The organism is Brenneria rubrifaciens (genome assembly GCF_005484945.1).
Taxonomy (GTDB): Bacteria; Pseudomonadota; Gammaproteobacteria; order Enterobacterales; family Enterobacteriaceae; genus Brenneria; species Brenneria rubrifaciens.
In genome coordinates this window covers 2,262,596-2,286,150 of sequence record NZ_CP034035.1, presented here as the reverse complement: position 1 = coordinate 2,286,150, position 23,555 = coordinate 2,262,596, and the positions used below count along the sequence as shown (strand labels likewise).

The window sequence follows — 23,555 nt, the reverse complement described above, 5'->3', positions numbered from 1 at the left end:
ATGCCGCAGGCGGTGTCTGAACTCACCTGCATCAGCGTCATGGCTTAAAACAGGCAGTTGGTTTTTCATGCGATTGGACAAATTTTTATCTCAGCAGTTGGCTATCAGCCGTTCATTGGTCGCGCGTGAACTGCGCGCCCAACGCGTCACCGTGGATGGCGAAATCGTAAAGAGCGGGGCCTTCAAGGTGTTGCCGGAACATGAGGTGGTATTTGATGGCCATCCGCTGGAACAGCAGCATGGTCCTCGTTATTTTATGCTGAATAAGCCGCAGGGCTATGTGTGTTCGACTGACGATCCCGATCATCCAACCATTTTGTATTTCATGGATGTGCCCGTCGCATATAAGTTGCATGCGGCAGGACGTTTGGATATCGATACCACCGGTCTGGTGCTGCTGACCGATGACGGAAAGTGGTCGCACCGCATCACATCACCCAAGCATCACTGTGAGAAAACCTATCTGGTGACGCTGGAACTGCCGTTAAGTCCAGATACGGCCAGCCAGTTTATGGCGGGTGTGCAACTTCACGGCGAGAAAAACCTGACCAGACCCGCGGCGCTGGAGAAAATCACCGACTATCAGGTTCGCTTGACTATCAGCGAAGGACGCTACCATCAGGTTAAAAGAATGTTTGCAGCCGTCGGTAACCGTGTCGTGCAGTTACATCGCGAGCGAATTGGCAGCATCAGCCTTGACAGTACATTACAGCCAGGTGAATACCGGGCGCTGAGCAGCCATGAGGTTGAAAGTATCTGACGATAATTATTTATTTCCCATTCCTGATACCCTGATGAAATGGCGGCAGGCGCAAGCCTGTCGCCGCAGCCCAGCCCCGACGCGATTTCTTTTGCAACAGACATCTCACACACGTCGCTCTTTAGCGGAGGCAGATCACTGCTTGCGCCTGTTTGTTTATGATATGTAAAATATATGAATTGAAGGTGAATAAATAAGCCTAAAAGGTTGAGATGTTAGCGAGTAAAAGTTACATACAGCCGGAAAAAGAAGAACAGTTCATGATCGTTCTGACATTAATAGCGCTTACAATCGTTCAAACCTTCTTATCAATGTCTATTAAAATCACTCATGTTGATTTTTTGTACATAAAAAAAGTGGAAAAAGACGCTGTGGTCACGTTACTATAACAAATGTGTTATTATTTTGTGAACTTTAGGTAAAGCTTACTCTGAGGAAAAACGGCAGTGGATAGTTTCCAACTTTCGGTAGTTCATCGTTTGCCGCGAAGTTATCGCTGGTTATCGGGCTTTACAGGCGTCAAAGTTGAACCGATACCGCTAAGCGGTAGAGAGGAAGACAATAATCTGATTGGTTTTAAGCTATTAAGCCATGACGGGGAGATGGCATGGAAAATCATGGATCAGTTGTGTCAATCTCTGGATGAAATTCAGGTTGAATGTGCTGTACTTGAATGGGAAGGCGAGCCTTGCCTGTTTTTACACCGTAATGATGAAAGCACGGCCATGTGCCGCTTGAAAAATGTCGGTGTAGCGATTGCCGAGACTGTCTCCGCACAATATCCTTTTTGAACGGCAACGTCAGTAAGTTGACGTTGCCGCCTCTTCTTTCCTACCCGCTGTTCTCCAATCGTTCTTTGCGTTGCGCAGATAGCCAGTCGGATCACCGTCGCATTTGGATCAGGATGAAAGTTGCAACAGTTCCCGCGTGTAGTCTTTTTCCGGGTAGCTGAATACCTGCCGGCATTCGCCTTGCTCCACCACTTCGCCTTGCTTAAGCACAATGACCTGATGACAAATCGCTCGTACGACCTGAAGATCGTGGCTGATGAACAGGTAAGCCAATCGGTGCTTTTGTTGCAGTGATTTCAGCAACGCCAGAATTTGAGCCTGTACCGTGCGATCCAGTGATGAGGTGGGTTCATCCAGAATCAGGAGTTCCGGTTGTAGGATCAGCGCGCGGGCGATGGCAATACGCTGACGCTGACCGCCAGAAAATTCGGCGGGATAGCGATGCCGCGTTTCGGGCGCCAATCCGACTTCCTGCATCGCGGCAATGACACGCTGTTCACGTTCTTCATTGCTCAGTTTCTGATGGACGGTCAATCCTTCCGCAATAATCTGCTCGGCGTTCAGCCGCGGATTCAACGCCGAGTTGGGATCTTGAAAGACAACCTGAATACGTTGGCGGAATGGCAGCATCTGTTTACGGGTAAATTCATGCAGCGGTTGACCGTCGAACCAGATAGCGCCTTTGGAATGAAGCAAGCGTAGCAGCGCCAACCCGGTGGTGCTTTTCCCGGAGCCGGATTCGCCGACCAATCCGATGCTTTCACCTCGGCGCAGGGTGAAGTTGATATCATTGACCACCTGTTTTTCCGCAACGGTACGCCGTAGCAATCCCTTCTTGATTGGGAAGGATACCCGTAATTGCTCGACGCGCAGAATAGGGGCGTCGCCCGCCGTAATGGGCAAGGGATCGCCCGACGGCTCGGCGTCTAGCAATTGCCGGGTATAGGCGTGCTGCGGGGCGGAGAACAGATCGCGACAGGTGTTGCGCTCTACGCACCGGCCGGATTTCATCACGGCGACGTTATCCGCCAACAGTCGGACAATGTTTAAATTATGGGTGATGAACAGCAAGCTCATCCCCAGTTCGTGCTTGAGCTCGTTAAGCAATTTCAGAATCTGTGCCTGTACGGTGACATCCAACGCGGTGGTCGGCTCATCGGCAATCAGCAGGTCGGGTTGGGTCAGCAGGGCCATGGCGATCATGACACGCTGGCGTTCGCCGCCGGAAAGCTGGTGCGGATAATCGCTTAACCGGCTTTTAGCCTGCCGGATACCCACGCGATCCAGACAGGCGAGTACTTCGCTGCGCGCTGACTCGTTACGCATGCCCCGGTGTAGCGACAGCACTTCGGTTAGCTGTTTTTCAATGCTCTGTAGCGGATTAAGCGACACCATGGGTTCCTGAAAAATCATGGCGATTCGGTTACCCCGGATCTGACGCAGCGTTTTTTCATCCGCATGCAGCAATGATTGCCCCGCAAAACGGATATCACCTTGCTGATAGATAACCGGAGGGGAGGGCAATAGCCTGAGTACGGAAAGCGCGGTAACGCTTTTGCCCGAACCGGACTCGCCCACCAGCGCCAGCGTCTCGCCCGAGTTGACTTCCAGCGAGAGCCGATCGACGACCCGCTGCTCTTGTTTCCCGCTGCGAAACGCAATGCTGAGATTTTCAATCTGCAATAAAGGTAAACTGGACATATTAGTGCGCCTTGCCGGGGTCAAAGGCGTCGCGTACCGCTTCGCCGATAAAGATAAGTAAAGACAGCACAATGGACAGCACCATAAATACGGTAATGCCCAGCCAGGGCGCCTGAAGGTTATTCTTCCCTTCCAGCAATAACGTACCCAATGACGGCGACCCCATCGGCAGGCCGAATCCCAAAAAATCCAGTGACGTTAGCGTGGTGATCGAACCACACAGAATAAAGGGCAGATAGGTCAGGGTGGCGACCATGGCGTTCGGCAGCATGCAACGGTACATGATGATCCGATCGCTGACGCCCATCGCCTGCGCCGCGCGGATATAGTCGAAATTGCGGGTACGGAGAAACTCCGCGCGCACCACGCCGACCAGACTCATCCAGCCGAATAACACGGTTATCCCCAGCAGCCACCAGAAATCCGGCTGAATCACGCTGGAAAGCAGAATGATCAGAAACAGAGTCGGCATGCCGGACCAGACTTCAATAAAACGCTGCCCCCACAAATCCAGTTGTCCGCCGTAATATCCCTGTGTCGCACCCACCGTAATCCCAATCAGACTGGAAAGAATAGTGAGCGCCAAACCGAACAGCAGTGAGAGGCGGAAACCGTATAACACCTGTGCCACGACATCTTTTCCCTGACTGTCCGTCCCCAGCAGATTTTGCCAGGAAGGTGGAGAAGGGAACGATACCGTGGTGGCGTAGTTGATGGTGTCGTAGCTGTAGCGGATAAGCGGCCACACCGCCCAGCCGCGGCTTTCAATCCGCTGCTCAATGTAAGGATCGCGGAAGTCGGTGGTGGTATCAAACTGGCCGCCAAAGGTGGTTTCCCGGTAATCGGTGATAAAAGGCGTATAGAACTGCCCGTTGTACTTCACCAGTAGCGGTTTATCATTGGCGATCAATTCCGAGAACAGCGTGATAACGAACAGCGTTAGAAAAATCCACAGCGACCAGTATCCGCGACGGTTGCTTCTAAAACGCGCCCAGCGCGCCTGATTAATGGGGCTTAATCGGCTCATTGGCGTCCCTCAAAATCAATACGCGGGTCAACCAGCGTATAGGTCATATCGCTGATAATATTTAATAACAGACCGATCAGCGTAAAAATGTACAGCGTCCCGAACATCACCGGATAATCGCGTTGCAGCGTGGCGTCATAGCCTAACAAACCCAGGCCGTTGAGAGAGAACATCACTTCAATCAACAGCGATCCGGTGAAAAACATACTGATAAAGGTGGCCGGGAACCCGGCAATCACCAACAGCATGGCGTTGCGGAATACATGACGATAGAGAATGCTTTTTTCATCCAGCCCTTTGGCCCTTGCGGTCACCACATACTGCTTACGGATTTCGTCCATGAACGCGTTTTTCGTCAACATGGTCAGCGTGGCGAAGCCGCCAATCACGGTCGCCAGCACAGGTAGGGCAATATGCCACAGATAGTCGGTAATCTTGCCGTACCAGGGCAAGGTATCAAAATTGCTGGACACCAGCCCGCGCAGTGGGAACCAGTCCAGATAGCCGCCGCCGGCAAACAAAACAATCAGCAAAATTGCAAACAGAAAAGCGGGAATGGCGTAACCGATGATAATCAGCGTGCTACTCCAGGTATCAAAGGCGGTGCCGTTTTTGACTGCTTTTTTGATCCCCAGCGGTATGGATACCAGATAGATAATCAGCGTACTCCACAGCCCCAGCGTGATGGAAACCGGCATACTTTCTTTGATTAACTGCATCACAGAGGAACCACGGAACAGGCTGTCGCCGAAGTCAAAACGCGCATAATCCCACAACATTTTGAAATAACGTTCATGAATCGGCTTGTCAAAACCGTAACGCCGGGTGATTTCCTCGATTACTTCGGGATCGAGTCCGCGAGAACCCCGGTAGGCGTTCTCAATATTCGGCGCACCGGCGTTGCCTGAGCGGGCCATGCCTGCATCCATTCCGCTGCTGGCGGTATATCCGCTGCCGTGGCCCATTTCAATCGCGGCAATCGCCTGATCAACCGGACCGCCCGGCGCGATTTGCACAATAAAGAAGTTAATGGTGATAATCGCCCATAATGTCGGGATCACCAGTAACAGGCGGCGTAATAAGTAAGTTCCCACGTCGACTCCTTAACGTTGCTCTGCCGGCAGCGTAGCGGCCTGTTTAGCATCGTACCACCAGCCATCAAAACCTAATGAATAAGCCGGGCGCACCGCAGGCATGGCAAACTTGTTCCAATAGGCGAAACGGTCATGATTGGAATACCACATGGGGATCATAAACTGATTCCAGGTCAGCACTCTGTCCAGCGCCCGACCCAACGACAATAGCGGCGTTTTTTGTCCCTGGCGTCGGGTAATCTCATTAACCAGCGAATCAATTGCCGGATCGCTCACGCCAGACGTATTGTAGGTGGAGTCAATATATTGCGAGCTCCACCACATTTGCAGGTTATCGCTGGGGTAGAGAAAGGCGGGGTACAGTGTTGCTGTCATATCAAAGTCGCGGCTGCGCACACGGCTATTAAACTGGGCGCTGTCGATGTTGCGTACCGTCATGGCGATACCCAACTTTTTCAGGCTCTGCTGGAAAGGTAATACGTACTGGGAATTCGCCGCGCTGGGCAACAGCAATTCAAAGGTGAATGGCTTACCTGTCTGACGGCTGACCAAACGCTGATTTTTCAATTCCCATCCCGCTTCTTTGAGCAGCGCCAATGCTTTTAGCCAGTTTTTTCGATCGTAGCCGCTGCCATCGGATGAAGGCGGCTGATAACGCGGGCCGAACACTTCCGGCGGTACTTTATCTTTCAGTGGCGTCAGCCAGACTAATTCTTCAGCACCTGGCTCACCCTGCGCGGCATATTCGGTATTCTGAAAGTAGCTATCGGCACGCTGATAGGCACCGTAATAAAGCGCTTTGTTCATCCAGTTAAAATCAAAGGCCAGCGTCAACGCCTGCCGAACCCGACGATCGCTAAATATCGGTCGCTGGATGTTAAAGGCCAGCCACCGGGTGTCCTGTGCTGACTGATTTTCCTGATCCTGTTTAATGATGTAGCCTCGCTCAAAGTTGCCGCCCTGATATTGCGTCGCCCAGTGCTTTGGCGAACTTTCTTCCCGCAGATCGAATGCGCCAGCTTTAAAGGCTTCCAGTGCAACACTGTCATCAAGATAGTAATCGTAGCGAATCTTATCGAAGTTGTACTGTCCTTTGTTGACTGGGAGATCGGCGCCCCAGTAATCCTTAACGCGAGAGTAGGTGACGTATTGTCCCATACGGTAAGCGGTAATGCGGTAGGGGCCGCTGGCTAGTGGAGGATAAGATAACGGTTCGCTAAAGTTGTGATTTTTCCAGAACTTCTCCGGCATGATTGGCAGTGTGAGCAGGCTGAACATGCGGTTCTTATCGGGAACCGGAAAGTCGAAACGTACGGTAAGCGGAGCGACGACTTTCACGGTGACGTTTTTGAAATAGAGGCGAAACTGCGGCACCCCTTGTGTCATAAACATGTTGTAAGTGAAAGCCACATCCGCAGCGGTAATTGGCGAGCCATCATGGAAACGTGCGCGTGGATTCAGGCTGACTTCAATCCATTGGAAATCATGAGAGTGACGGGTTGATAGCGCCACCAAAGGATAATAGCTGCCTGGTTCGTCATCGGATGGCACGAACAGCGAATCATAAAGCCGGTCGGTGCGCACGGCAGCTACGCCGCGCAGTGCGAAGCGGTTGAAGTTATCGAATGTACCAAGCGCGCTAAGCGTGATACTGCCGCCTTTCGGCGCGTCAGGATTGACATAGTCAAAGTGGCGGAAGTCCGCGCCGTACTTAGGTTCGCCCAAAAGTGCAAAAAACGTGCTTTGGTCGATTGCATCGGCATAGCTTCCCAAATGCACGGCGTAAAACAACACAGCAGTAAGGACGCGTTTCAACATCTTAACGGTAATCTCCTGCGATATGACTTCAATTGCCTTATGGCCTGCGTGCAGGCGTGACGTTCTATTAGCCGTTTCTCACAGATTAAAGCTTATTGAAATAATTAGCATTATCTTTAACAAATCTGATTTGGTCTTTTTATCATGAAACCGTTTGGCAAACCTACCATAAAAATACCAAGGGTGTTTATTAACTACGCGCAGCAATGGTCTGAGGTGTCGGGCTGAGATAGCAAAAAAGCGCCGCTTATTGCTAATTGGCGCTTTTTTTAGTCTCGTTTGGTATGTATTAAAGCACATCAAGGGAGAGAAAATCGGTTAGCTGTTAGTCCCTTTACTCAGCACGCGACGGGCTTCCTGATAACGTTTGTTCCAATAAGTGTCGCCCATGTTGGAAATCATAACGCCACTGCTGGTTGACGCATGTACAAATTGATTGTTGCCGAGAAAAATCCCGATATGGCGGCCGGTAGAGCCTGCGCGGAACAGAACCAGATCGCCGGGGCGCAATTTCGTGCGCGCGACCTTTTCGCCGATGTCCCGTTGTTCATAAGTTGAACGAGGTAAGTCCATACCGAACTGTTCACGGAAAGTCCGTTGAACAAATGCTGAGCAATCAATGCCACGGCGGCTGTCACCACCTAAGCGGTAGCGTACACCTTTCCAACTGGCGTATTGATTCAGTAATTTGGATTTGATATCCACATTACGAACCATCGCTTCAAATTCATCCTGAGAGGCTTGAAGTAAAAGACTGTCTTTATCATTCACTGCGAGCATATCAGTTTGCGCTTTCTGATTTGAAACATTGTTGCTACTACAAGCGGAAAGCGTCATCGCAATCGCAACAGCAGGCAGCGCCCGCCAGATATATCTCAGAATCGGTTGAGATTTGACCATTGTTGGAATGTTCCCTTGCTGTCCTTAACGATACTTATCGTTATGCAATAAATGCCAAACTAAAACGAGAATCAGACAAAAGCAGTATTACTTTTAACCAAACAGCCAGCGATGAAAGTGTGGACTAAGGCACACGATTTCTTTTTCAACCGCTAGCCTAGCGGGTGGGGAAAAAGCAAACTTTCCCGAGACTACCGCAACAATAAATGGATTGCGAGTAGTTTTAGTTATTTTATTTATAAAATTCGATGATGAAACAAGCAAATGTATGCCGATGTAAAAACGCTGAAATCGCGGTATTTTTTATTGAGGAGAGGCGACGGAGAGAACATCTCGTTTTAATCCGGCGGCGCGAAAAGGACATTCGAGGCTAATCCCTAGTTCAAGACAACGCCAAACGGGCTTTTAACAAGGCGGTTTGCAGCGTGTTCCATTCCGCTGCCGTTTCGTTAATCACTTCAATGCGGCTGTCGAGCGGTGCCACGGATTTGATCTCGATGTGCAGGTCGTCTCCCTGACGATTGACGATCAATGTCCCTTCCTTGATTCGCATTATCCCTTTCACACGATTGACGGGCGACAGTCGAACCCAGTCCAGCAAGGCTGCCGTATCAAAGGTGGTGTCGCGAGAGAAAATCCAGCCGCAGGCGTGATAACCCTGACCGTGAGTTAGGGAACGTCGCCAGGTTTCTCCGCCGGGGAGTTTTAGCGCGGCCAGTCCCTGACCCGGCAGGTTGGAATGATGATGTGCGCCGTCAGGTAGTTTGCGTAGGTTATGTCGTGGCCGATCGATCAGTTGTCGGTCTACCCGTCCCTGGCTTGCGCTGACGACTGGACGATCGTCGCCGTTCGCCTGCCGCCATTGTTTAAGGGCGGTAATGTCGGCATCCAGGTAAGTTTCCTGTTTGTTGGCGATAATAATGTCGGCCGCAGCCAGTTGATCGCGAAAGTTTTCATTCGCGGTATAACGGGCATCACTCAATTGGCGCGCATCCAGCAGACACAGCGTCGCCTGCAATGTTAGCCACGGTTGATAACTTTCGCCGGTCAGCAGGGAGAGAATTTGTTTGGGATGACCGAGGCCGGTAGGTTCGATCAACAGGCGGTGGGGCTTTTTCTGCTGTAACAACATGTTCAGCCCGACTTGCATAGGTAACCCATTCACGCAGCACATGCAGCCGCCGGGAATTTCTTTCACGAATGCGCCGCAGTCATTCAGCAACGCGCCGTCAATGCCGATTTCACCAAATTCATTGACCAGCACCGCCCAGATTTCATTTTCAGATTTTTGTGATAACAGGTGGCGGATGGTGGTGGTTTTGCCGCTTCCTAAGAAGCCGGTGATGAGATTGACTTTAGTTGGCAACATAGACTCCCAAACGAAAACATAGCCGCAAAGTTAAACCGATACACTATATAGGAGATAAGCGCTGAGGTTAATGTTTGAGGGCGCGGCGGATGGATGAGGTGCGGGGAAAGCAACACCGCTGTGCCTCAGCGGTGTTGTGACGGAGATTACTCCGCGCGGCCCATATAACGGCGCTCAGGAATATGAATGCGGATTTTATCACCCGCGCTCAGGTATTCTGGAACCTGAATGGTCAGACCGGTGCTCATGGTCGCCGGTTTGTTGCGGGCGCTGGCGGAGGCGCCTTTGATGCCGGGCGCCGTGTCGGTAATTTCCATATCTACCGTTTGCGGCAATTCCAGCGCAATAATCTGTCCGTCCCAGGTCAGTACCTGAATACCCGGCATACCGCCTTCAGGTATGAACAGCAGCTCTTCCTCGATCTGATCTTTCTTGAAGTTATAAGGCGTGTAGTCTTCATCATCCATAAAGACATATTCGTCGCCATCAATATAGGAGAAGGTGACTGAACGGCGGGTCAGGGTGATGGTGTCGAGAATATCATCACCTTTAAAACGCTCTTCCACTTTCAGCCCAGTACGGACGTCAGAAAAGCGCATTTTGTATAATGTACTGGCGCCGCGGGCGCTAGGGCTTTGGATATCGACATCCTTTACCAATAACAGCTTGCCGTTATCGTTCACGACCATGCCGCGTTTAATTTCGTTCGCTCTTGCCATAAAAATTACCTGAGTAAAAGGAGTAAAGTTTTTGTGGCGACACGTTACTCGCGCCGCAGGATTCAGGCAAGCGGGAATTAAGCATTGGGGTTTCTTTGGCGGGCTGTTATCGTGGTTCCACTTATCCTTACTTGGTCAGCCCACCGGAGTGTTTGTTGATGGACTGTCGCCCCGATTGCGGCGCCTGTTGTATCGCACCTTCCATATCCAGCCCGTTACCCGGCATGCCAAATGGCAAACCGGCGAATACGCGTTGCCTGCATCTGGAAGCGGATATACGCTGCGGACTGTTTCATTCCCCGCTCCGGCCGGCAGTTTGTTCGGGCTTGCAGGCGAGGGCCGACATGTGCTTCAGCCACCGCGACGACGCGCTGATTTACCTGATCAAACTGGAAACGCAGACGGCCCCTTGAATGGCGTTACTTCCTGTTTCGTCAGGCGTCTTTGATACGCCACATGCAGTAACCCGCCCCGATGATCATCACCAGCGCGATATAAAACACGGCGTGATAACTCCAGATTTCCGCCACCAGGCCCGCCAGCGAACCCGAGATAATCCAGCCCACGCGGGTGGTATTGGTGAACAACGTGGTGGCGGCGCCAGCCTGACCGGGCATCAAATCTTGAAAATACAGCATGCCGATCCCCGCGAGGATGCCGATGAAGATCGCGTTCAGCAACTGTAATGTCAGCAAGGCTATTTCGCTGTCGAGTGACAGTAAGGCGGCATAAAACAACAGACCCGCAGAAATAGCCAGACGCATGAGAAAGCGTTTACCAAAACGTTTGGCGACAAATACCGCGATCAGCATGGTTGGAATTTCCAGCCCGGCGGCGGTTCCCATCATGATGCCCGCCAGTTTTTCAGGTAGCTGTAGCTCATGCACCAGATAGAGCGGCATATTGATGATGTAAATGCCGTTACAGGTCCACATCAGCGTACAGGCGGTAAATAGCAACAGGGTATCGCGGCGGTTTCGGCGCGGGGCTTCAAGCGTGGCGCTGGTTTTTACCATGACCTTCGGCATGGAAGGCAGAAACAGTTTGACCAGCGTGCCGCAGAGCACGAAAACCACGGCGGCCGCCAGATACATGGAAGTAAACCCGAACCCCAGGGCCAACGCAAAGGCTATCGGCGGCCCGACCACCCACGAGAGGGAGATCTGAGCCCGCAGAATCGAACTGAACATGGCTGCTTCACGCCCGGTTCGATCCGCATGTTCACGCGCCAGTGCAAACAGTTGCGGGTTGGCGGTCGAACCAAAACTGCTGAGCAGCACGCCTATAAACAGCAGAATAAAGTAATTCCGGTTCCAGGCGAACAGCACACAGCCCAACGCACCCAGCAGACAACATTTGAATATCAGTGTCTTACGATCGCCTCGACGATCTGAATAGGTCGCCAGCAACTGGCTGACAATAATGCCGATGACCGCGTTGCCGGTATAGAACATGCCGACCAGAAAGGGCCGCACCTGCACTTCGTTGGAGAGGAAAAGGCTGAGCGTCGGTAGCTGTAACGCGCCTGCAATCCCGGTCAGAAAAGCGATGACTAAAAATGCGGGCGAAGTCAGGTCGGAATGACGTCGGGGTGTGCTAACGGGTGTGTGCATAATTTGATAACGCTTAAAAGAAAGGCTAAGGAGACGTTCGGGCGTAATATTACTCTGATTGATGGGAAAACAAAAAAACTGTTTCTTGATTTCTCTTCAGCAAAGTTTCAGCTAAAGGCGATTTTTATTAGATGCAACTGTTTATGCGGGTAAAATGTGCGTGATGTCAAAGTTTCGTTACGTCAATGGTGCAGAGTACTTGCATAAATGGCGTATTTGGAACAGATTCATTGAAACGTTTCAGCGATGTTTTTTTTGAAACGAATTTTCTCAAATAGATCCTTTTTTTCTCATAGTGGCTGAAACGATTCAATTTTCAGCAAGAAAGGTGAGCCATGTTCCAGTTGTCACAGCAAGATATTCATTTGGGCGCAGCGGCCGATAGCAAGCAGGAAGCCATACGGCTTGTCGCCGCCGCGCTGACCGAAGCCGGCTGTGTTGGCGCAGCGTATGTCGATGGCATGTTGCAGCGCGAACAGCAAACGTCTACGTATTTGGGAAGCGGTATCGCCATTCCCCACGGCACGACCGATACTCGCGACCTGGTATTGAAAACCGGCGTACAGGTTTTCCAGTTTCCCCAAGGTATCGCCTGGGGGGAGGATCAAACCGCTTACGTGGTTCTGGGGATTGCCGCGCGTTCCGATGAGCACCTGGCGTTGTTACGTCAGCTCACGCATGTGCTCAGTGACGATCGCGTCGCCACCCGTTTGGCCAGTACCGACTCGGCGGAAGAATTGCGCAGCCTGCTGATGGGCGAGCAGCAACTGGCCGATTTCCGTTTTGACACTTCGCTGATTGCACTGGATGTGGCGACGGACAATCTGCTGACGCTCCAGGCGCTGAACGCAGGACGCCTGCAACAAATCGGCGCTGCGGATGCCGGTTTCGTCAGCGCGGCCGTCAGCCACAGGCCGCTAAATCTGGGCCAGGGCATCTGGTTCAGCGGCAGCGCAGAAGGGAATCTCGGCAGCGCGGTCGCGGTTGCCCGTCCTGCCGAACCGTTTAGCGTTGACGGTGAGTCGGTGGCGTTGCTGGTAACGGTATCCGCCGTGGATGAACAAGCGCGGGTACCGATTGATTACCTGAGCAATCTGTTGGTTGCGCGCAAAGCTGAACGTCTGCTGACCGCGGATGCGGCGACATTACTGGCGCTGCTGACCAGCGATGTGCCGGAAGAAAATGAAGTGCTGACGGCAGAATTCACGATTTGCAACGAACACGGCCTGCATACGCGCCCAGCTACGATGCTGGTCAACGTGATCAAAAAGTTCAGCAGTGAAATAACTGTAACGAATCTCAATGGCACCGGGAAACCGGCGAATGGGCGTAGTCTGATGAAAGTTGTCGCATTGGGTGTGAAAAAAAGCCACAAACTGCGCTTTACTGCAAGTGGTAGTGATGCTGAACAAGCCCTGGCCGAGATCGGCGAGGCCATTACTTCTGGTTTAGGCGAGGGTTCAGCATGAGCAGGCGCGTTGCCACCATTACCTTGAATCCGGCCTATGATCTGGTCGGTTATTGCCCGGAGATTGAGCGGGGCGAGGTCAATCTGGTCCAGACGACGGGGCTGCACGCTGCCGGCAAAGGCATTAACGTTGCTAAGGTGCTGAAAGACCTCGGGATTGATGTCACTGTGGGGGGGTTCCTGGGTAAAGACAACCAGGACGGTTTTCAGCAGTTGTTCAGTGAACTGGGTATTGCAAACCGTTTTCAGGTTGTACCGGGACGTACGCGTATCAACGTGAAATTAACCGAAAAAGACGGTGACGTTACCGATTTCAATTTTTCTGGTTTTGAAGTTACGCCGCAAGATTGGCAGCGTTTTGTCAATGACTCGCTGAGTTGGCTTGGGCAGTTCGATATGGTCGCGGTCAGCGGCAGTTTGCCGGCCGGCGTCGATCCCGACGCATTTACCGACTGGATGTCCCGACTGCGCAGCCATTGTTCGTGCATCATTTTTGACAGCAGCCGCGAGGCGCTGGTGGCAGGTCTGAAAGCGGCTCCCTGGTTGGTGAAGCCCAATCGTCGGGAGTTGGAAATCTGGGCGGGGCGTAAGTTACCGACGTTGGCGGATGTGGTCGATGCCGCTAACGCGTTACGTGAGCAGGGTATCGCGCATGTTGTGATCTCACTGGGGGCGGAAGGCGCCTTGTGGGTGAATGCGTCGGGTGCCTGGCGGGCAATGCCTCCCGCCTGTGAAGTGGTAAGTACGGTAGGTGCGGGTGACTCCATGGTTGGGGGGCTGATCTATGGCTTATTAATGCGTGAGTCAAGTGAACATACTTTGCGTCTGGCAACGGCGGTGTCCGCACTGGCCGTGAGTCAAAGTAATGTTGGTATTACCGATCGTCCTCAGTTGGCCGCAATGATGGCCCGTGTCGATCTGAAACCCTTTAATTGACAGCAGGAGATAAACGATGAAAACGCTGCTGATTTTAGATAAATCACTGGGTCTGGCGAAAAGCCATCTGGTGAAGAACCTACTCGGCGCAGCTGCGGCGAAGGCAGGGCTAACGTTTACAGAACAGGCTGATGAGTCTGAACTGGTCATCATTCTGGGTGCGGCGGCGGCGGACAGCGCGCTGAATGGCAAACGTGTATTTATAGGCGATGTGGAACTGGCCGCCAGCCAGCCGGAAGCGTTTCTGGCTAAAGCTCAAGCTGAAGCCGCTACGTATCAGGCAGCCGCGTCCGCCCCCGCTCAGCAAAGCGCGGCGGCTAAACGTGTAGTAGCGTTGACGGCGTGTCCGACCGGTGTTGCGCATACGTTTATGGCTGCGGAAGCGATTGAAACCGAAGCGAAAAAACGCGGCTGGTGGGTAAAGGTTGAAACCCGCGGCTCGGTGGGCGCCGGGAATGCGATTACGCCGGAAGAGGTTGAACAAGCCGATCTGGTGATTGTTGCCGCGGATATTGAAGTCGATTTGAGTAAGTTCGCCGGTAAGAAAATGTACCGCACCTCAACCGGGCTGGCATTGAAAAAGACCGCTCAGGAGCTGGACAAGGCCCAGGCCGAAGCCAAAATTTATCGACCGGGTGGTCAAACAACGGCGGCGGCAGGTGATGAGTCTGCTCAGAACGGGGGCGGCGGGCCATATCGCCATCTGCTGACGGGCGTGTCTTACATGCTGCCGGTGGTGGTTGCTGGCGGGCTTTGCATCGCTCTGTCGTTCATGTTTGGTATTGAAGCGTTCAAAGAGCCTGGAACATTGGCAGCCGCATTGAAAATGGTTGGTGATTCTGCCTTTGCATTGATTGTACCGGTGTTAGCGGGATATATCGCATTCTCAATTGCCGACCGTCCCGGCTTGGCGCCCGGCTTGGCCGGGGGGATACTGGCCGTCACGATGGGGGCCGGATTCTTAGGGGGCATTATTGCTGGTTTCCTGGCGGGCTATGTGGTTAGGGCTATCAATAACTATATTCACTTGCCGCAGAGTATGTCAGCGCTGAAACCCATTTTGATTATCCCTTTATTAGCAACGTTGATCATGGGGCTGATAATGGTGTACGCCGTTGGTACGCCAGTGGCGAAAATCCTGACTGGTCTGACTCACTGGCTGCAATCGATGGGAACGGCGAATGCGGTGATTCTGGGGGCGATCCTGGGTGGGATGATGTGTACGGATATGGGCGGGCCGGTAAACAAAGTGGCCTATGTATTTGGTACGACGCTGCTCAGTAGCCAGATTTATGCGCCAATGGCCGCAGTGATGGCGGCCGGTATGGTTCCGCCGCTGGCGATGGGGCTGGCAACGTTTCTGGCGCGTAACAAGTTCAACGCGACCGAGCGTGAAGGCGGTAAAGCCGCGCTGGTTCTGGGGTTGTGCTTTATTTCTGAAGGGGCCATTCCTTACGCCGCACGCGATCCGATGCGTGTACTGCCGTGCTGTATCGTTGGCGGGGCGCTGACAGGCGCGTTGTCTATGGCGGTCGGCGCGAAACTGATGGCCCCGCACGGCGGTCTGTTTGTTCTGCTGATCCCCGGTGCGATTACGCCGGTTATCGGCTATCTGCTGGCCATCATTGCCGGAACGGTCGTGGCTGGCGTGCTGTATTCGCTGCTAAAACGTCCTGACGAACAACTGGTGAAGGCGGCATAACCGACTGCGCGATTTATTCGGCATGTTGTCAAGATAGCGCCAGCGGACATCGGTTCGCTGGCGCTCTTTTTATCTCTCAAGCCTGAGATTTCAGCCAGGCAATCTCTTGTGCCCAAATATCCGGGTTGACGGTTTCCAGAATCATCGGGATACCATCAAAACGCGGGTCTTTCATGATATAGCTGAAAACCGTCTTGCCGATATTGCCTTCGCCCAGACTATGATGCCGGTCGACACGGCTATTGAATTCGCTTTTCGCATCATTTAGATGCATTCCCCGCAGATAGCGGAATCCGACGACGCGTTCAAATTCGGCAAAAGTCGATTCGCAGCGCTCTTCTGTGCGCAGGTCGTAACCCCCCGCGAAGGCGTGACAAGTATCGATACAGACGCCTACGCGGGATTTATCTTCCACACCGTCAACGATCGCAGCCAGATGCTCGAAGCGAAATCCCAGATTGCTCCCTTGTCCGGCGGTATTTTCGATGACGGCGGTTACCCCTTCCGTTGCCGCCAGCGCGATATTAATTGACTCGGCAATCCGTGCCAGACAGCGATCTTCACTCATCTGTTTCAGATGACTGCCGGGATGAAAGTTGAGCAAGCTCAAGCCGAGCTGTTGGCAGCGGTTCATTTCATCATTAAAGGCGACGCGAGACTTCTCCAGCGCCGCTTCGTCGGGATGGCCGAGGTTGATCAGATAACTGTCGTGGGGCAGGATCTGCGCCGGGGTGTACGCATAGCGTTCACAAGCCGCTTTAAAACGCGCGATGGTTTCCTGACTGAGTGGTGCGGCTTCCCATTGGCGCTGATTTTTGGTAAATAGCGCAAACGCCGTTGCATTCAACGCGTGCGCGCGAATGACCGCCTGATCGACGCCGCCGGCTGCGCTGACGTGGGCACCTACATATTTCATGTTCTTCTCCTCTTGATGGCGGAGGCATTATGGCATTGTCCGGTCAGTTAATGAGAGGTTAAGGGACAAATTATTCACGTCAGAGGAAGACGTGCTCAGCGGCCAGATTGATACCGGCTCCGCCAACCAGCAGCCAGATAAACAGCAGCAGCGCCAGCAACAGCGGTTTGGCGCCGGCCTGATGGATTGCACTGAAACGGGTGGTCAGCCCGAGTGCTATCATGGCCATCATCAGCAGGATGTTATCCAGCTTGACCAATTCGTTCACCACGTCGATGGGGAGAAGCTGAGTGGAATTGAAAGCCGCGACAGCGACAAACCCTAAGGCAAACCAGGGAAACATCAGGGAAACCGGTGCCGCCGACGCGTTTTTTCGCTGTTTATTTTTTAAAACGGCGCTAAGGAGAAGCAAAAAGGGAGCCAGCAGCATGACGCGCAGCATCTTACCAATAACGGCAATATTTTCTGTCTCGCCATTAATGGCGTGTCCCGCAGCCACGACCTGGGCCACTTCATGAATGGTAGAACCCAGATACATGCCAAGCGTCCGCGGCGTTACCGTTATCCAGTGATAATAAAGATTAAGCTGATACAGCCACGGATAAAGAAACATCGCTGTCGTACCAAAGATGACTACCGTAGAGACGGCGACGGCGATTTTATCGCTGGAGGCGTTGACAACCGGCGCCGTCGCCAGAATTGCGGCCGCGCCACAGATGCTACTGCCTGCGCCGATCAGGAGGGTTGTTTCGCTGTCAAGTTTAAAAAAGCGGCGCCCCAGCCAGCAGGCGAGCAAAAAAGTAGACGCGACGATCGTCAGATCGACCGCGATGCCGGCGATGCCGACGGTAGTAATTTGCTGAAAACTCAGGCGAAATCCGTAAAGCACGATACCCCAACGCAGGAGGTTCTGCTTTGCCCACAGCACACCCGGATCGCAGAAGGTATGCCAGCGGGGATAGACAGTATTACCAAGTAAAATCCCTGATAATATCGCCAATGTTAATGATCCTGGTCCCCATTGTGACACTTTGGGAATATTAGTCAGCCAGAGAATGAGAAAAGCCATTAGACTTATTGCAAATAAACCGGGCAGCCACGTTATCGCTTTGTAATAGAGTTTGATGTGTTGCTGCGCCGCAGGAAGAGCGATCATTTTGTATACCTGTTCTGAGAATACCGAGCTGAGGGCTCAGCCTATAATCAGAAGAGTTAAAAGAGAAATTGATTATATATTTATAACTTATAGATATTTCCGATAAAGAGCCCACTATGCATATCACCTTACGTCAATTGGAAGTTTTTGCGGAAGTACTGAAGAGTGGTTCAACCACCCAGGCTTCAGTTGCGCTTGCTCTCTCTCAATCCGCTGTTAGTGCAGCATTGGCCGATTTGGAAGGGCAATTGGGCGTTCAGCTATTTGACCGCGTCGGTAAGCGGCTTGTGGTGAATGAGCATGGGAGATTGCTCTATCCAAAGGCGTTAGCCTTGCTTGAGCAATCGCTGGAGATTGAACAGCTTTTTCGCCATGACAATGGCGCATTGCGTATTTATGCCAGTAGCACCATTGGCAATTACCTGTTACCTGCGATGATGGCCCGCTACCGTCAGGATTTTCCCGATATCCCACTGGAGCTGCATGTCGGGAACACGCAGGATGTCATTAGGGGCATTTCGGAATTCAGCGTCGATTTTGGGCTGATTGAAGGGCCGTGCCATCGTACTGATCTGGTCACACAACCCTGGTTGGAAGATGAACTGGTGGTCTTCTGTTCGCCGACGCACCCGCTCAGTCAGCAGAAGGTTTCATTGCAGGCATTGTCGGAGGCGTCATGGATCTTGCGCGAACGGGGCTCGGGCACGCGCGAAGTGCTGGATCATCTGTTGCTGACTCAGTTACCCCATTTTCATCTGGTGATGGAGTTGGGGAACTCTGAAGCGATTAAACACGCGGTACGACACGGTATCGGCATCAGTTGTCTGTCACGGTATGTGATTGCGGAACAATTGGCAACCGGGGCGTTGCGGGAGCTGGCGGTGCCGCTGCCCAAACTTACGCGCACGCTGTATCTGGTTCATCATCGACAAAAGCATATTTCAAATGTCTTGCAGAGTTTTCTCAGTTATTGCCATGAAACAACATAATTAGATGTAAATATATTTTATCGCTAATAATTTGCTTTGAGTTATGAACCTCTCTTATAACTCGACGATCTTATCTATCCTGCAAAAAACGATTTGCTACAATCCCGCCTCGTTTTTTTTGGCAAGAGCATGCAGGATAATAATGTCTCAGAAAGATATTCAATCTCAGGGCACACCCGCCCTGCGCCGTGAGCTTAAAGCGCGGCATCTGACGATGATCGCCATTGGCGGTTCAATTGGTACTGGATTATTTGTCGCCTCCGGTGCAACGGTTTCACAGGCTGGTCCGGGCGGGGCGCTGTTATCTTATGCCTTGATTGGTTTGATGGTCTATTTCCTGATGACGAGCTTGGGCGAGCTGGCGGCCTTCATGCCGGTTTCCGGTTCCTTCTCAACCTACGGCGCACGCTATGTGGAAGAAGGGTTTGGTTTCGCGCTGGGGTGGAACTATTGGTACAACTGGGCCGTTACCATTGCGGTTGATCTGGTTGCCGCACAGTTGGTGATGGGATATTGGTTCCCGGATGTGCCCGGTTGGGTGTGGAGCGCGCTGTTTCTGGCCCTGATGTTTTTGCTGAACGCCATTTCCGTGAAAGGATTTGGCGAAGCGGAATACTGGTTCTCACTGATTAAGGTGACGACGGTCATTCTCTTTATCGCTGTTGGCATCCTGATGATCGCGGGGATTCTGCGCGGCGCCGAAAACGCGGGTTTCCAAAACTGGCAGATTGGCGATGCGCCTTTTGCGGGCGGTTTCTCTGCCATGATCGGTGTGGCGATGATTGTCGGTTTCTCGTTTCAAGGAACGGAATTGATTGGGGTTGCCGCAGGTGAGTCTCAGGCGCCAGCCAAAAATATTCCGCGCGCGATCCGTCAGGTGTTCTGGCGTATTCTGCTGTTCTATATTTTCGCTATCCTAATCATCAGCCTGATCATTCCCTATACCGATCCCAATCTGTTGCGTAATGATGTTAAAGACATTACCGTCAGCCCGTTCACGCTGGTTTTCCAGAATGCCGGTCTGCTGTCTGCGGCGGCGATTATGAACGCGGTTATCCTGACGGCGGTGCTGTCCGCGGGTAACTCTGGTATGTACGCCTCGACGCGCATGCTGTTTACGCTGGCTTGCGAAGGCAAGGCGCCGCGTATTTTTGCGCGGCTGTCAAAAGGCGGTGTGCCGCGTAATGCGCTGTATGCCACGACGGCAGTGGCCGCGATCTGTTTCCTGTCATCCATGTTCGGCAATCGGACGGTCTACCTGTGGTTGTTGAACACATCAGGCATGACCGGCTTTATTGCCTGGTTGGGCATCGCAATCAGCCATTATCGTTTCCGCCGTGGCTATATTATGCAGGGACACGACTTGAACCGATTACCCTATCAGTCAGGATTCTTCCCGCTGGGGCCGATTTTTGCTTTTGTTCTCTGTCTGACGATTACGCTGGGACAGAACTATCAGGCGTTTCTGGAAGATAAAATTGACTGGTATGGCGTCACGGCGACGTATATCGGTATCCCGCTATTCTTACTGATCTGGTTTGGCTACAAGCTGTATCGAGGTACGCGCTTTATCAACTATCAGGATATGACCTTTCCCGGACATGATCCCGTAAAATAGCGCTGTCTGTTGCCTGGTATCCGCCAGGCAATTTTTTCGCCTGCCTTTCGACTTCCTCCGTCTTTTTGCGACTTATATCGCGCGATTTCGAGTAATTAGGTTCCTCTGAGCAAATTTATTGATCTCCGTTTTACATGATTGTTTCTGTTTATTTCAGTTCTCTGTGTATGGCTATTTCTTTTATATCAACTGGTTGTATTTATTTTTGATGAATTCATTAATGATTATATTAATGATAATCATTTTTATTTACATTATTAGCGTTTTGCTTAAAATCAATAAGTAAAAAAAATTAAAAAGTCGTCATTCATAGCTAAGAGGAACCCAAAAAGTGTTAATTAATTTAAGAAAATCAGTGACATTGGCTATTGCAGCAGCGGCATCGGGACCTGTATTCGGGGAAACGCCGGAAGACACCATGGTGGTGACGGCATCGGCCATTGAACAGCGGCTGAAGGACGCGCCGGCAAGCATTTCAGTCATTACGGCGGAAGATCTGCAAAGGGATATCGGAAAGTCCGCCACGGATTTAGCCGATGTGCTTGAGCAGGTCGCCGGCGTATCCAAATCGATTAATACCGATGTCGGTTCCGGTATTCAGCTCCGCGGCATGCCGGCGGCCTATACGCTGCTGTTGGTCGATGGTAAGCGAGTAGGATCGAGCAACGGTGTAAAAAGCACTCAGCAGAACTATTTTGATGACATTAACTGGATACCCATTGAGTCGATTGAACGGATTGAAATTGTTCGTGGCCCGATGTCCTCTCTGTATGGGTCCGATGCCATGGGCGGGGTGGTGAATATTATCACCAAGAAGAATACCAGCGTATGGAACGGTTCATTGACGGCGGGCACTCGTCAGCCGGAAGGATCGAAACGCGGTGATACCAACACCTATACCGCCACGCTCGGCGGGCCTTTGGGCAATGGTTTTTCATTGCGCCTGAACGGTTCGTGGAATAAGCGAAATCCAGATACCACCGATACCAATGCCTTGCGATTTGGTTCAGGTCTGGAAGGGAAAAAACGCCATAACTATGGCGCGGAACTGTCATGGGATATTAACGATAATCATCAGCTCAGCATCGGGGCCACCAAAGGAACGGAAAAGGGGATTCAGGGCACGTCCTCATCGGGCAGCATGGTGAATCTGCGTGGCGTTACCGAGATGGAGCGTGAGAACTATACGATTGATTATCGTGGGTTGTTTGATTTCGGCAGCGCTAAGTTATCCGCTTATCAAAACAAATATGAGAACTTCGCCAGCAATGTTCCGATCGTTTCCAATGGCGTGGCGATCGGCTCGCAAGATACCAAGCTGTGGAATAAGGACCAGATTGTTGAAGGGAATATCAATATTCCGTTTGAATTGCTTTTCCCCCATAACATCACCTTCGGCGGGCTATGGATGAAGGAGGAGCTTTATAATCCTCGATCTATTGGTTCTATCGCCGGCTCGCCGACCTATGGTTCTCATCAGGGCGAAGCCACCAGCAAGGGCATATTTTTTGAAGATCAGGTCAGCCTGTTGGATGATTTAGCCCTGACTGTGGGGCTGCGTTATGATGACACCGAATATGGTAGCCAGACCACGCCAAGAGCATATCTGGTCTACCATGCCACTGACCATTTGACGCTGAAGAGCGGTTATTCCGAGGGGTTTAAAGCGCCGTCAATCCGTCAGGCGAGTTTAGGCTTTATCGAAACCTCGCAAGGTGCGGGTTGTAGCGGCTATGCGGATTATACCGGCGGCGGGTGCTATACCACCGGTAACGATAATCTTAAGCCAGAGACATCTGAAAACTGGGAAATCGGCGCAATGTTCGATTATAACGGTTGGAGTGCCGGGATGACTTTCTTTGACAGCCGTTTTAAGAATAAGCTGGCCACCTCGCCAATCGGCTATATCGAGGGCGATACCTCCGGCCGTTATTGGCTGGAGCGCGTCAATCTGGATTCTGCGCGCACGCAAGGGATTGAAGGAAATCTGGATATTCCGTTGGTGCGGGAACCGGTTACTCCGTGGCTAAACAGATTAACCTTACGCAATAACTTTACCCGGATGATTAAAGCCGAGGATACCGAGGGCGTGATGCTGGTGACGACGCCGAAATTTACCACCTACTCGTCATTGGATTGGACGGTTGATGACAAACTGAGCCTGGCGTTTTCCGCACATTATTACGGCAAGATGCTGGGGCTGAACAGCGCGGCAGATCAGGCCGCGCGTAGCTCGACGGCAACCGCCAGGATCCGTAACTCCTATTTTATTTACGGCCTGTCCGGGCAGTATCGCGCGACCAAAAACCTGAAGTTTAACGCTGGGATTGACAACCTGTTTGATAAAGATCCGGTATCGGAGAATCCGTCAGGCGGCGCTACCAGCGGCAATAACTATTATGTTCCGGGCAGAACATTTTATGCTTCTATGACGGCATCGTTCTAATGATTACCCTAAATTAACCACACTGTATTATCCTGTGTTCATGCCGGCCAGCATAGATTACTGACCGGCATTTTTTTATCGTCCGGCATGAGGTGCGTTCAGCTTTGAGTTTTAGGGAGGAAAAATAACGAACAATGTATTGTTAATTCCGTTAATGCTGTCTACGCTGAACACGTGATGACGCAGTCTGAATTGCTTATTTGAGTAAACGCATCGGGATTAATGAGAGATATCCTGTCATTCATCGAAAGCCAGCATAGGCTGGCAGGATTCGTTCCCGACGAATTGGTCCTTCTGTATGCCGCGTTACGAGGCTTATTAATGAGCTCCCGCATCTAAAGGTCCAGCGCTTTGCGTTTTTTAAAACGGTAACGAGTGTCCTGAAAATTGAATTATTCAGGGTACAAGCGTTAATTGGATGAGATGGTTTTGTTAAATAAAGTAAGTTAACTACATCTTTTTTAATAGCGGAATTAAATTTAATTTATTGTTTGAAGAAGAAATTTCACGAGTCTGGTTTCGTGATTCGGCA

General features: G+C 51.7%; 19 protein-coding genes. 9 read left to right on the top strand and 10 right to left on the bottom strand.

What is annotated here, in order from left to right; genetic code table 11:
- Positions 1-67 precede the first annotated feature (67 nt).
- Positions 68-760, top strand: a complete 693-nt coding sequence (gene rsuA, locus EH207_RS10560; protein WP_137713970.1) for a 16S rRNA pseudouridine(516) synthase RsuA — start codon at positions 68-70, stop codon at positions 758-760.
- Positions 761-1,206: 446 nt separating this feature from the next.
- Complete coding sequence (locus tag EH207_RS10555; protein ID WP_137713969.1) at positions 1,207-1,551, top strand: YejG family protein; 345 nt, start codon at positions 1,207-1,209, stop codon at positions 1,549-1,551.
- 108 nt (positions 1,552-1,659) lie between these two features.
- On the opposite strand, the gene yejF is transcribed toward EH207_RS10555, so the two are convergent.
- From yejF to yeiP, 7 genes are all read right to left on the bottom strand, one after another.
- Positions 1,660-3,252, bottom strand: a complete 1,593-nt coding sequence (gene yejF / locus EH207_RS10550; protein ID WP_137713968.1) for a microcin C ABC transporter ATP-binding protein YejF — start codon at positions 3,250-3,252, stop codon at positions 1,660-1,662.
- A 1-nt stretch (position 3,253) separates the two neighbouring features.
- Positions 3,254-4,279, bottom strand: coding sequence for an ABC transporter permease (locus EH207_RS10545; RefSeq protein WP_137713967.1), 1,026 nt, complete (start codon positions 4,277-4,279; stop codon positions 3,254-3,256).
- Positions 4,276-5,373 (bottom strand): microcin C ABC transporter permease YejB, encoded by a 1,098-nt coding sequence (locus EH207_RS10540; RefSeq protein ID WP_137713966.1) that lies wholly within the window; start codon positions 5,371-5,373, stop codon positions 4,276-4,278. The genes EH207_RS10545 and EH207_RS10540 overlap by 4 nt, the downstream gene beginning before the upstream one ends.
- A gap of 9 nt (positions 5,374-5,382) precedes the next feature.
- Positions 5,383-7,191: an extracellular solute-binding protein gene (locus EH207_RS10535; protein WP_137713965.1), complete on the bottom strand. Its 1,809-nt coding sequence runs from the start codon at positions 7,189-7,191 to the stop codon at positions 5,383-5,385.
- Positions 7,192-7,509: 318 nt separating this feature from the next.
- Entirely contained in the window at positions 7,510-8,091 is a 582-nt protein-coding gene (gene mepS / locus EH207_RS10530; protein ID WP_137713964.1) for a bifunctional murein DD-endopeptidase/murein LD-carboxypeptidase, read from the bottom strand.
- A 382-nt stretch (positions 8,092-8,473) separates the two neighbouring features.
- Positions 8,474-9,457 carry a CobW family GTP-binding protein gene (locus EH207_RS10525; RefSeq protein ID WP_137715325.1) on the bottom strand — a complete coding sequence of 328 codons (984 nt, stop codon included), beginning with the start codon at positions 9,455-9,457 and terminating at the stop codon, positions 8,474-8,476.
- 149 nt (positions 9,458-9,606) lie between these two features.
- Positions 9,607-10,179 carry an elongation factor P-like protein YeiP gene (gene yeiP / locus EH207_RS10520; RefSeq protein ID WP_137713963.1) on the bottom strand — a complete coding sequence of 191 codons (573 nt, stop codon included), beginning with the start codon at positions 10,177-10,179 and terminating at the stop codon, positions 9,607-9,609.
- A 158-nt stretch (positions 10,180-10,337) separates the two neighbouring features.
- On the opposite strand from yeiP, the gene EH207_RS10515 reads away from it, so the two are divergent.
- Positions 10,338-10,592, top strand: a complete 255-nt coding sequence (locus tag EH207_RS10515; RefSeq protein ID WP_137713962.1) for a YkgJ family cysteine cluster protein — start codon at positions 10,338-10,340, stop codon at positions 10,590-10,592.
- A gap of 21 nt (positions 10,593-10,613) precedes the next feature.
- Here EH207_RS10515 and EH207_RS10510 read toward each other — a convergent pair whose 3' ends face one another.
- Entirely contained in the window at positions 10,614-11,792 is a 1,179-nt protein-coding gene (locus EH207_RS10510; protein ID WP_137713961.1) for a sugar efflux transporter, read from the bottom strand.
- A gap of 335 nt (positions 11,793-12,127) precedes the next feature.
- On the opposite strand from EH207_RS10510, the gene fruB reads away from it, so the two are divergent.
- The 3 genes from fruB to fruA are packed head-to-tail and all read left to right on the top strand — an operon-like array spanning position 12,128 to position 15,898.
- The gene (gene fruB / locus EH207_RS10505; RefSeq protein WP_137713960.1) at positions 12,128-13,261 is read left to right on the top strand and encodes a fused PTS fructose transporter subunit IIA/HPr protein; all 1,134 of its coding nucleotides are present in this window, start codon (positions 12,128-12,130) and stop codon (positions 13,259-13,261) included.
- Positions 13,258-14,196, top strand: a complete 939-nt coding sequence (gene fruK, locus EH207_RS10500; RefSeq protein WP_137713959.1) for a 1-phosphofructokinase — start codon at positions 13,258-13,260, stop codon at positions 14,194-14,196. Before fruB ends, fruK begins: the two co-directional genes overlap by 4 nt.
- A gap of 16 nt (positions 14,197-14,212) precedes the next feature.
- On the top strand, positions 14,213-15,898 hold the full coding sequence (gene fruA / locus EH207_RS10495; protein WP_137713958.1) for a PTS fructose transporter subunit IIBC: 1,686 nt from the start codon (positions 14,213-14,215) through the stop codon (positions 15,896-15,898).
- A 76-nt stretch (positions 15,899-15,974) separates the two neighbouring features.
- Here fruA and nfo read toward each other — a convergent pair whose 3' ends face one another.
- Positions 15,975-16,814 (bottom strand): deoxyribonuclease IV, encoded by an 840-nt coding sequence (gene nfo, locus EH207_RS10490; protein WP_137713957.1) that lies wholly within the window; start codon positions 16,812-16,814, stop codon positions 15,975-15,977.
- Positions 16,815-16,893: 79 nt separating this feature from the next.
- Positions 16,894-17,970 (bottom strand): YeiH family protein, encoded by a 1,077-nt coding sequence (locus EH207_RS10485; RefSeq protein WP_137713956.1) that lies wholly within the window; start codon positions 17,968-17,970, stop codon positions 16,894-16,896.
- A gap of 116 nt (positions 17,971-18,086) precedes the next feature.
- On the opposite strand from EH207_RS10485, the gene yieE reads away from it, so the two are divergent.
- The 3 genes from yieE (at position 18,087) to EH207_RS10470 (ending at position 23,023) form a co-directional block, all read left to right on the top strand.
- Entirely contained in the window at positions 18,087-18,959 is an 873-nt protein-coding gene (gene yieE, locus EH207_RS10480; RefSeq protein ID WP_137713955.1) for a DNA-binding transcriptional regulator YeiE, read from the top strand.
- Between the two features lie 142 nt (positions 18,960-19,101).
- Entirely contained in the window at positions 19,102-20,577 is a 1,476-nt protein-coding gene (locus tag EH207_RS10475) for an amino acid permease (RefSeq protein WP_137713954.1), read from the top strand.
- 331 nt (positions 20,578-20,908) lie between these two features.
- Positions 20,909-23,023 carry a TonB-dependent receptor domain-containing protein gene (locus EH207_RS10470; RefSeq protein ID WP_246048872.1) on the top strand — a complete coding sequence of 705 codons (2,115 nt, stop codon included), beginning with the start codon at positions 20,909-20,911 and terminating at the stop codon, positions 23,021-23,023.
- Positions 23,024-23,555: the final 532 nt, after the last annotated feature.

Coding starts and splice junctions, on each gene's coding strand:
- EH207_RS10545 (WP_137713967.1), bottom strand. CDS start 4,279: ATGAGCCGATTAAGCCCCATTAATCAGGCGCGCTGGGCGCGTTTTAGA.
- nfo (WP_137713957.1), bottom strand. CDS start 16,814: ATGAAATATGTAGGTGCCCACGTCAGCGCAGCCGGCGGCGTCGATCAG.
- yejF (WP_137713968.1), bottom strand. CDS start 3,252: ATGTCCAGTTTACCTTTATTGCAGATTGAAAATCTCAGCATTGCGTTT.
- EH207_RS10515 (WP_137713962.1), top strand. CDS start 10,338: ATGGACTGTCGCCCCGATTGCGGCGCCTGTTGTATCGCACCTTCCATA.
- yeiP (WP_137713963.1), bottom strand. CDS start 10,179: ATGGCAAGAGCGAACGAAATTAAACGCGGCATGGTCGTGAACGATAAC.
- yieE (WP_137713955.1), top strand. CDS start 18,087: ATGCATATCACCTTACGTCAATTGGAAGTTTTTGCGGAAGTACTGAAG.
- mepS (WP_137713964.1), bottom strand. CDS start 8,091: ATGGTCAAATCTCAACCGATTCTGAGATATATCTGGCGGGCGCTGCCT.
- fruA (WP_137713958.1), top strand. CDS start 14,213: ATGAAAACGCTGCTGATTTTAGATAAATCACTGGGTCTGGCGAAAAGC.
- EH207_RS10510 (WP_137713961.1), bottom strand. CDS start 11,792: ATGCACACACCCGTTAGCACACCCCGACGTCATTCCGACCTGACTTCG.
- fruK (WP_137713959.1), top strand. CDS start 13,258: ATGAGCAGGCGCGTTGCCACCATTACCTTGAATCCGGCCTATGATCTG.
- rsuA (WP_137713970.1), top strand. CDS start 68: ATGCGATTGGACAAATTTTTATCTCAGCAGTTGGCTATCAGCCGTTCA.
- EH207_RS10535 (WP_137713965.1), bottom strand. CDS start 7,191: ATGTTGAAACGCGTCCTTACTGCTGTGTTGTTTTACGCCGTGCATTTG.
- fruB (WP_137713960.1), top strand. CDS start 12,128: ATGTTCCAGTTGTCACAGCAAGATATTCATTTGGGCGCAGCGGCCGAT.
- EH207_RS10475 (WP_137713954.1), top strand. CDS start 19,102: ATGTCTCAGAAAGATATTCAATCTCAGGGCACACCCGCCCTGCGCCGT.
- EH207_RS10485 (WP_137713956.1), bottom strand. CDS start 17,970: ATGATCGCTCTTCCTGCGGCGCAGCAACACATCAAACTCTATTACAAA.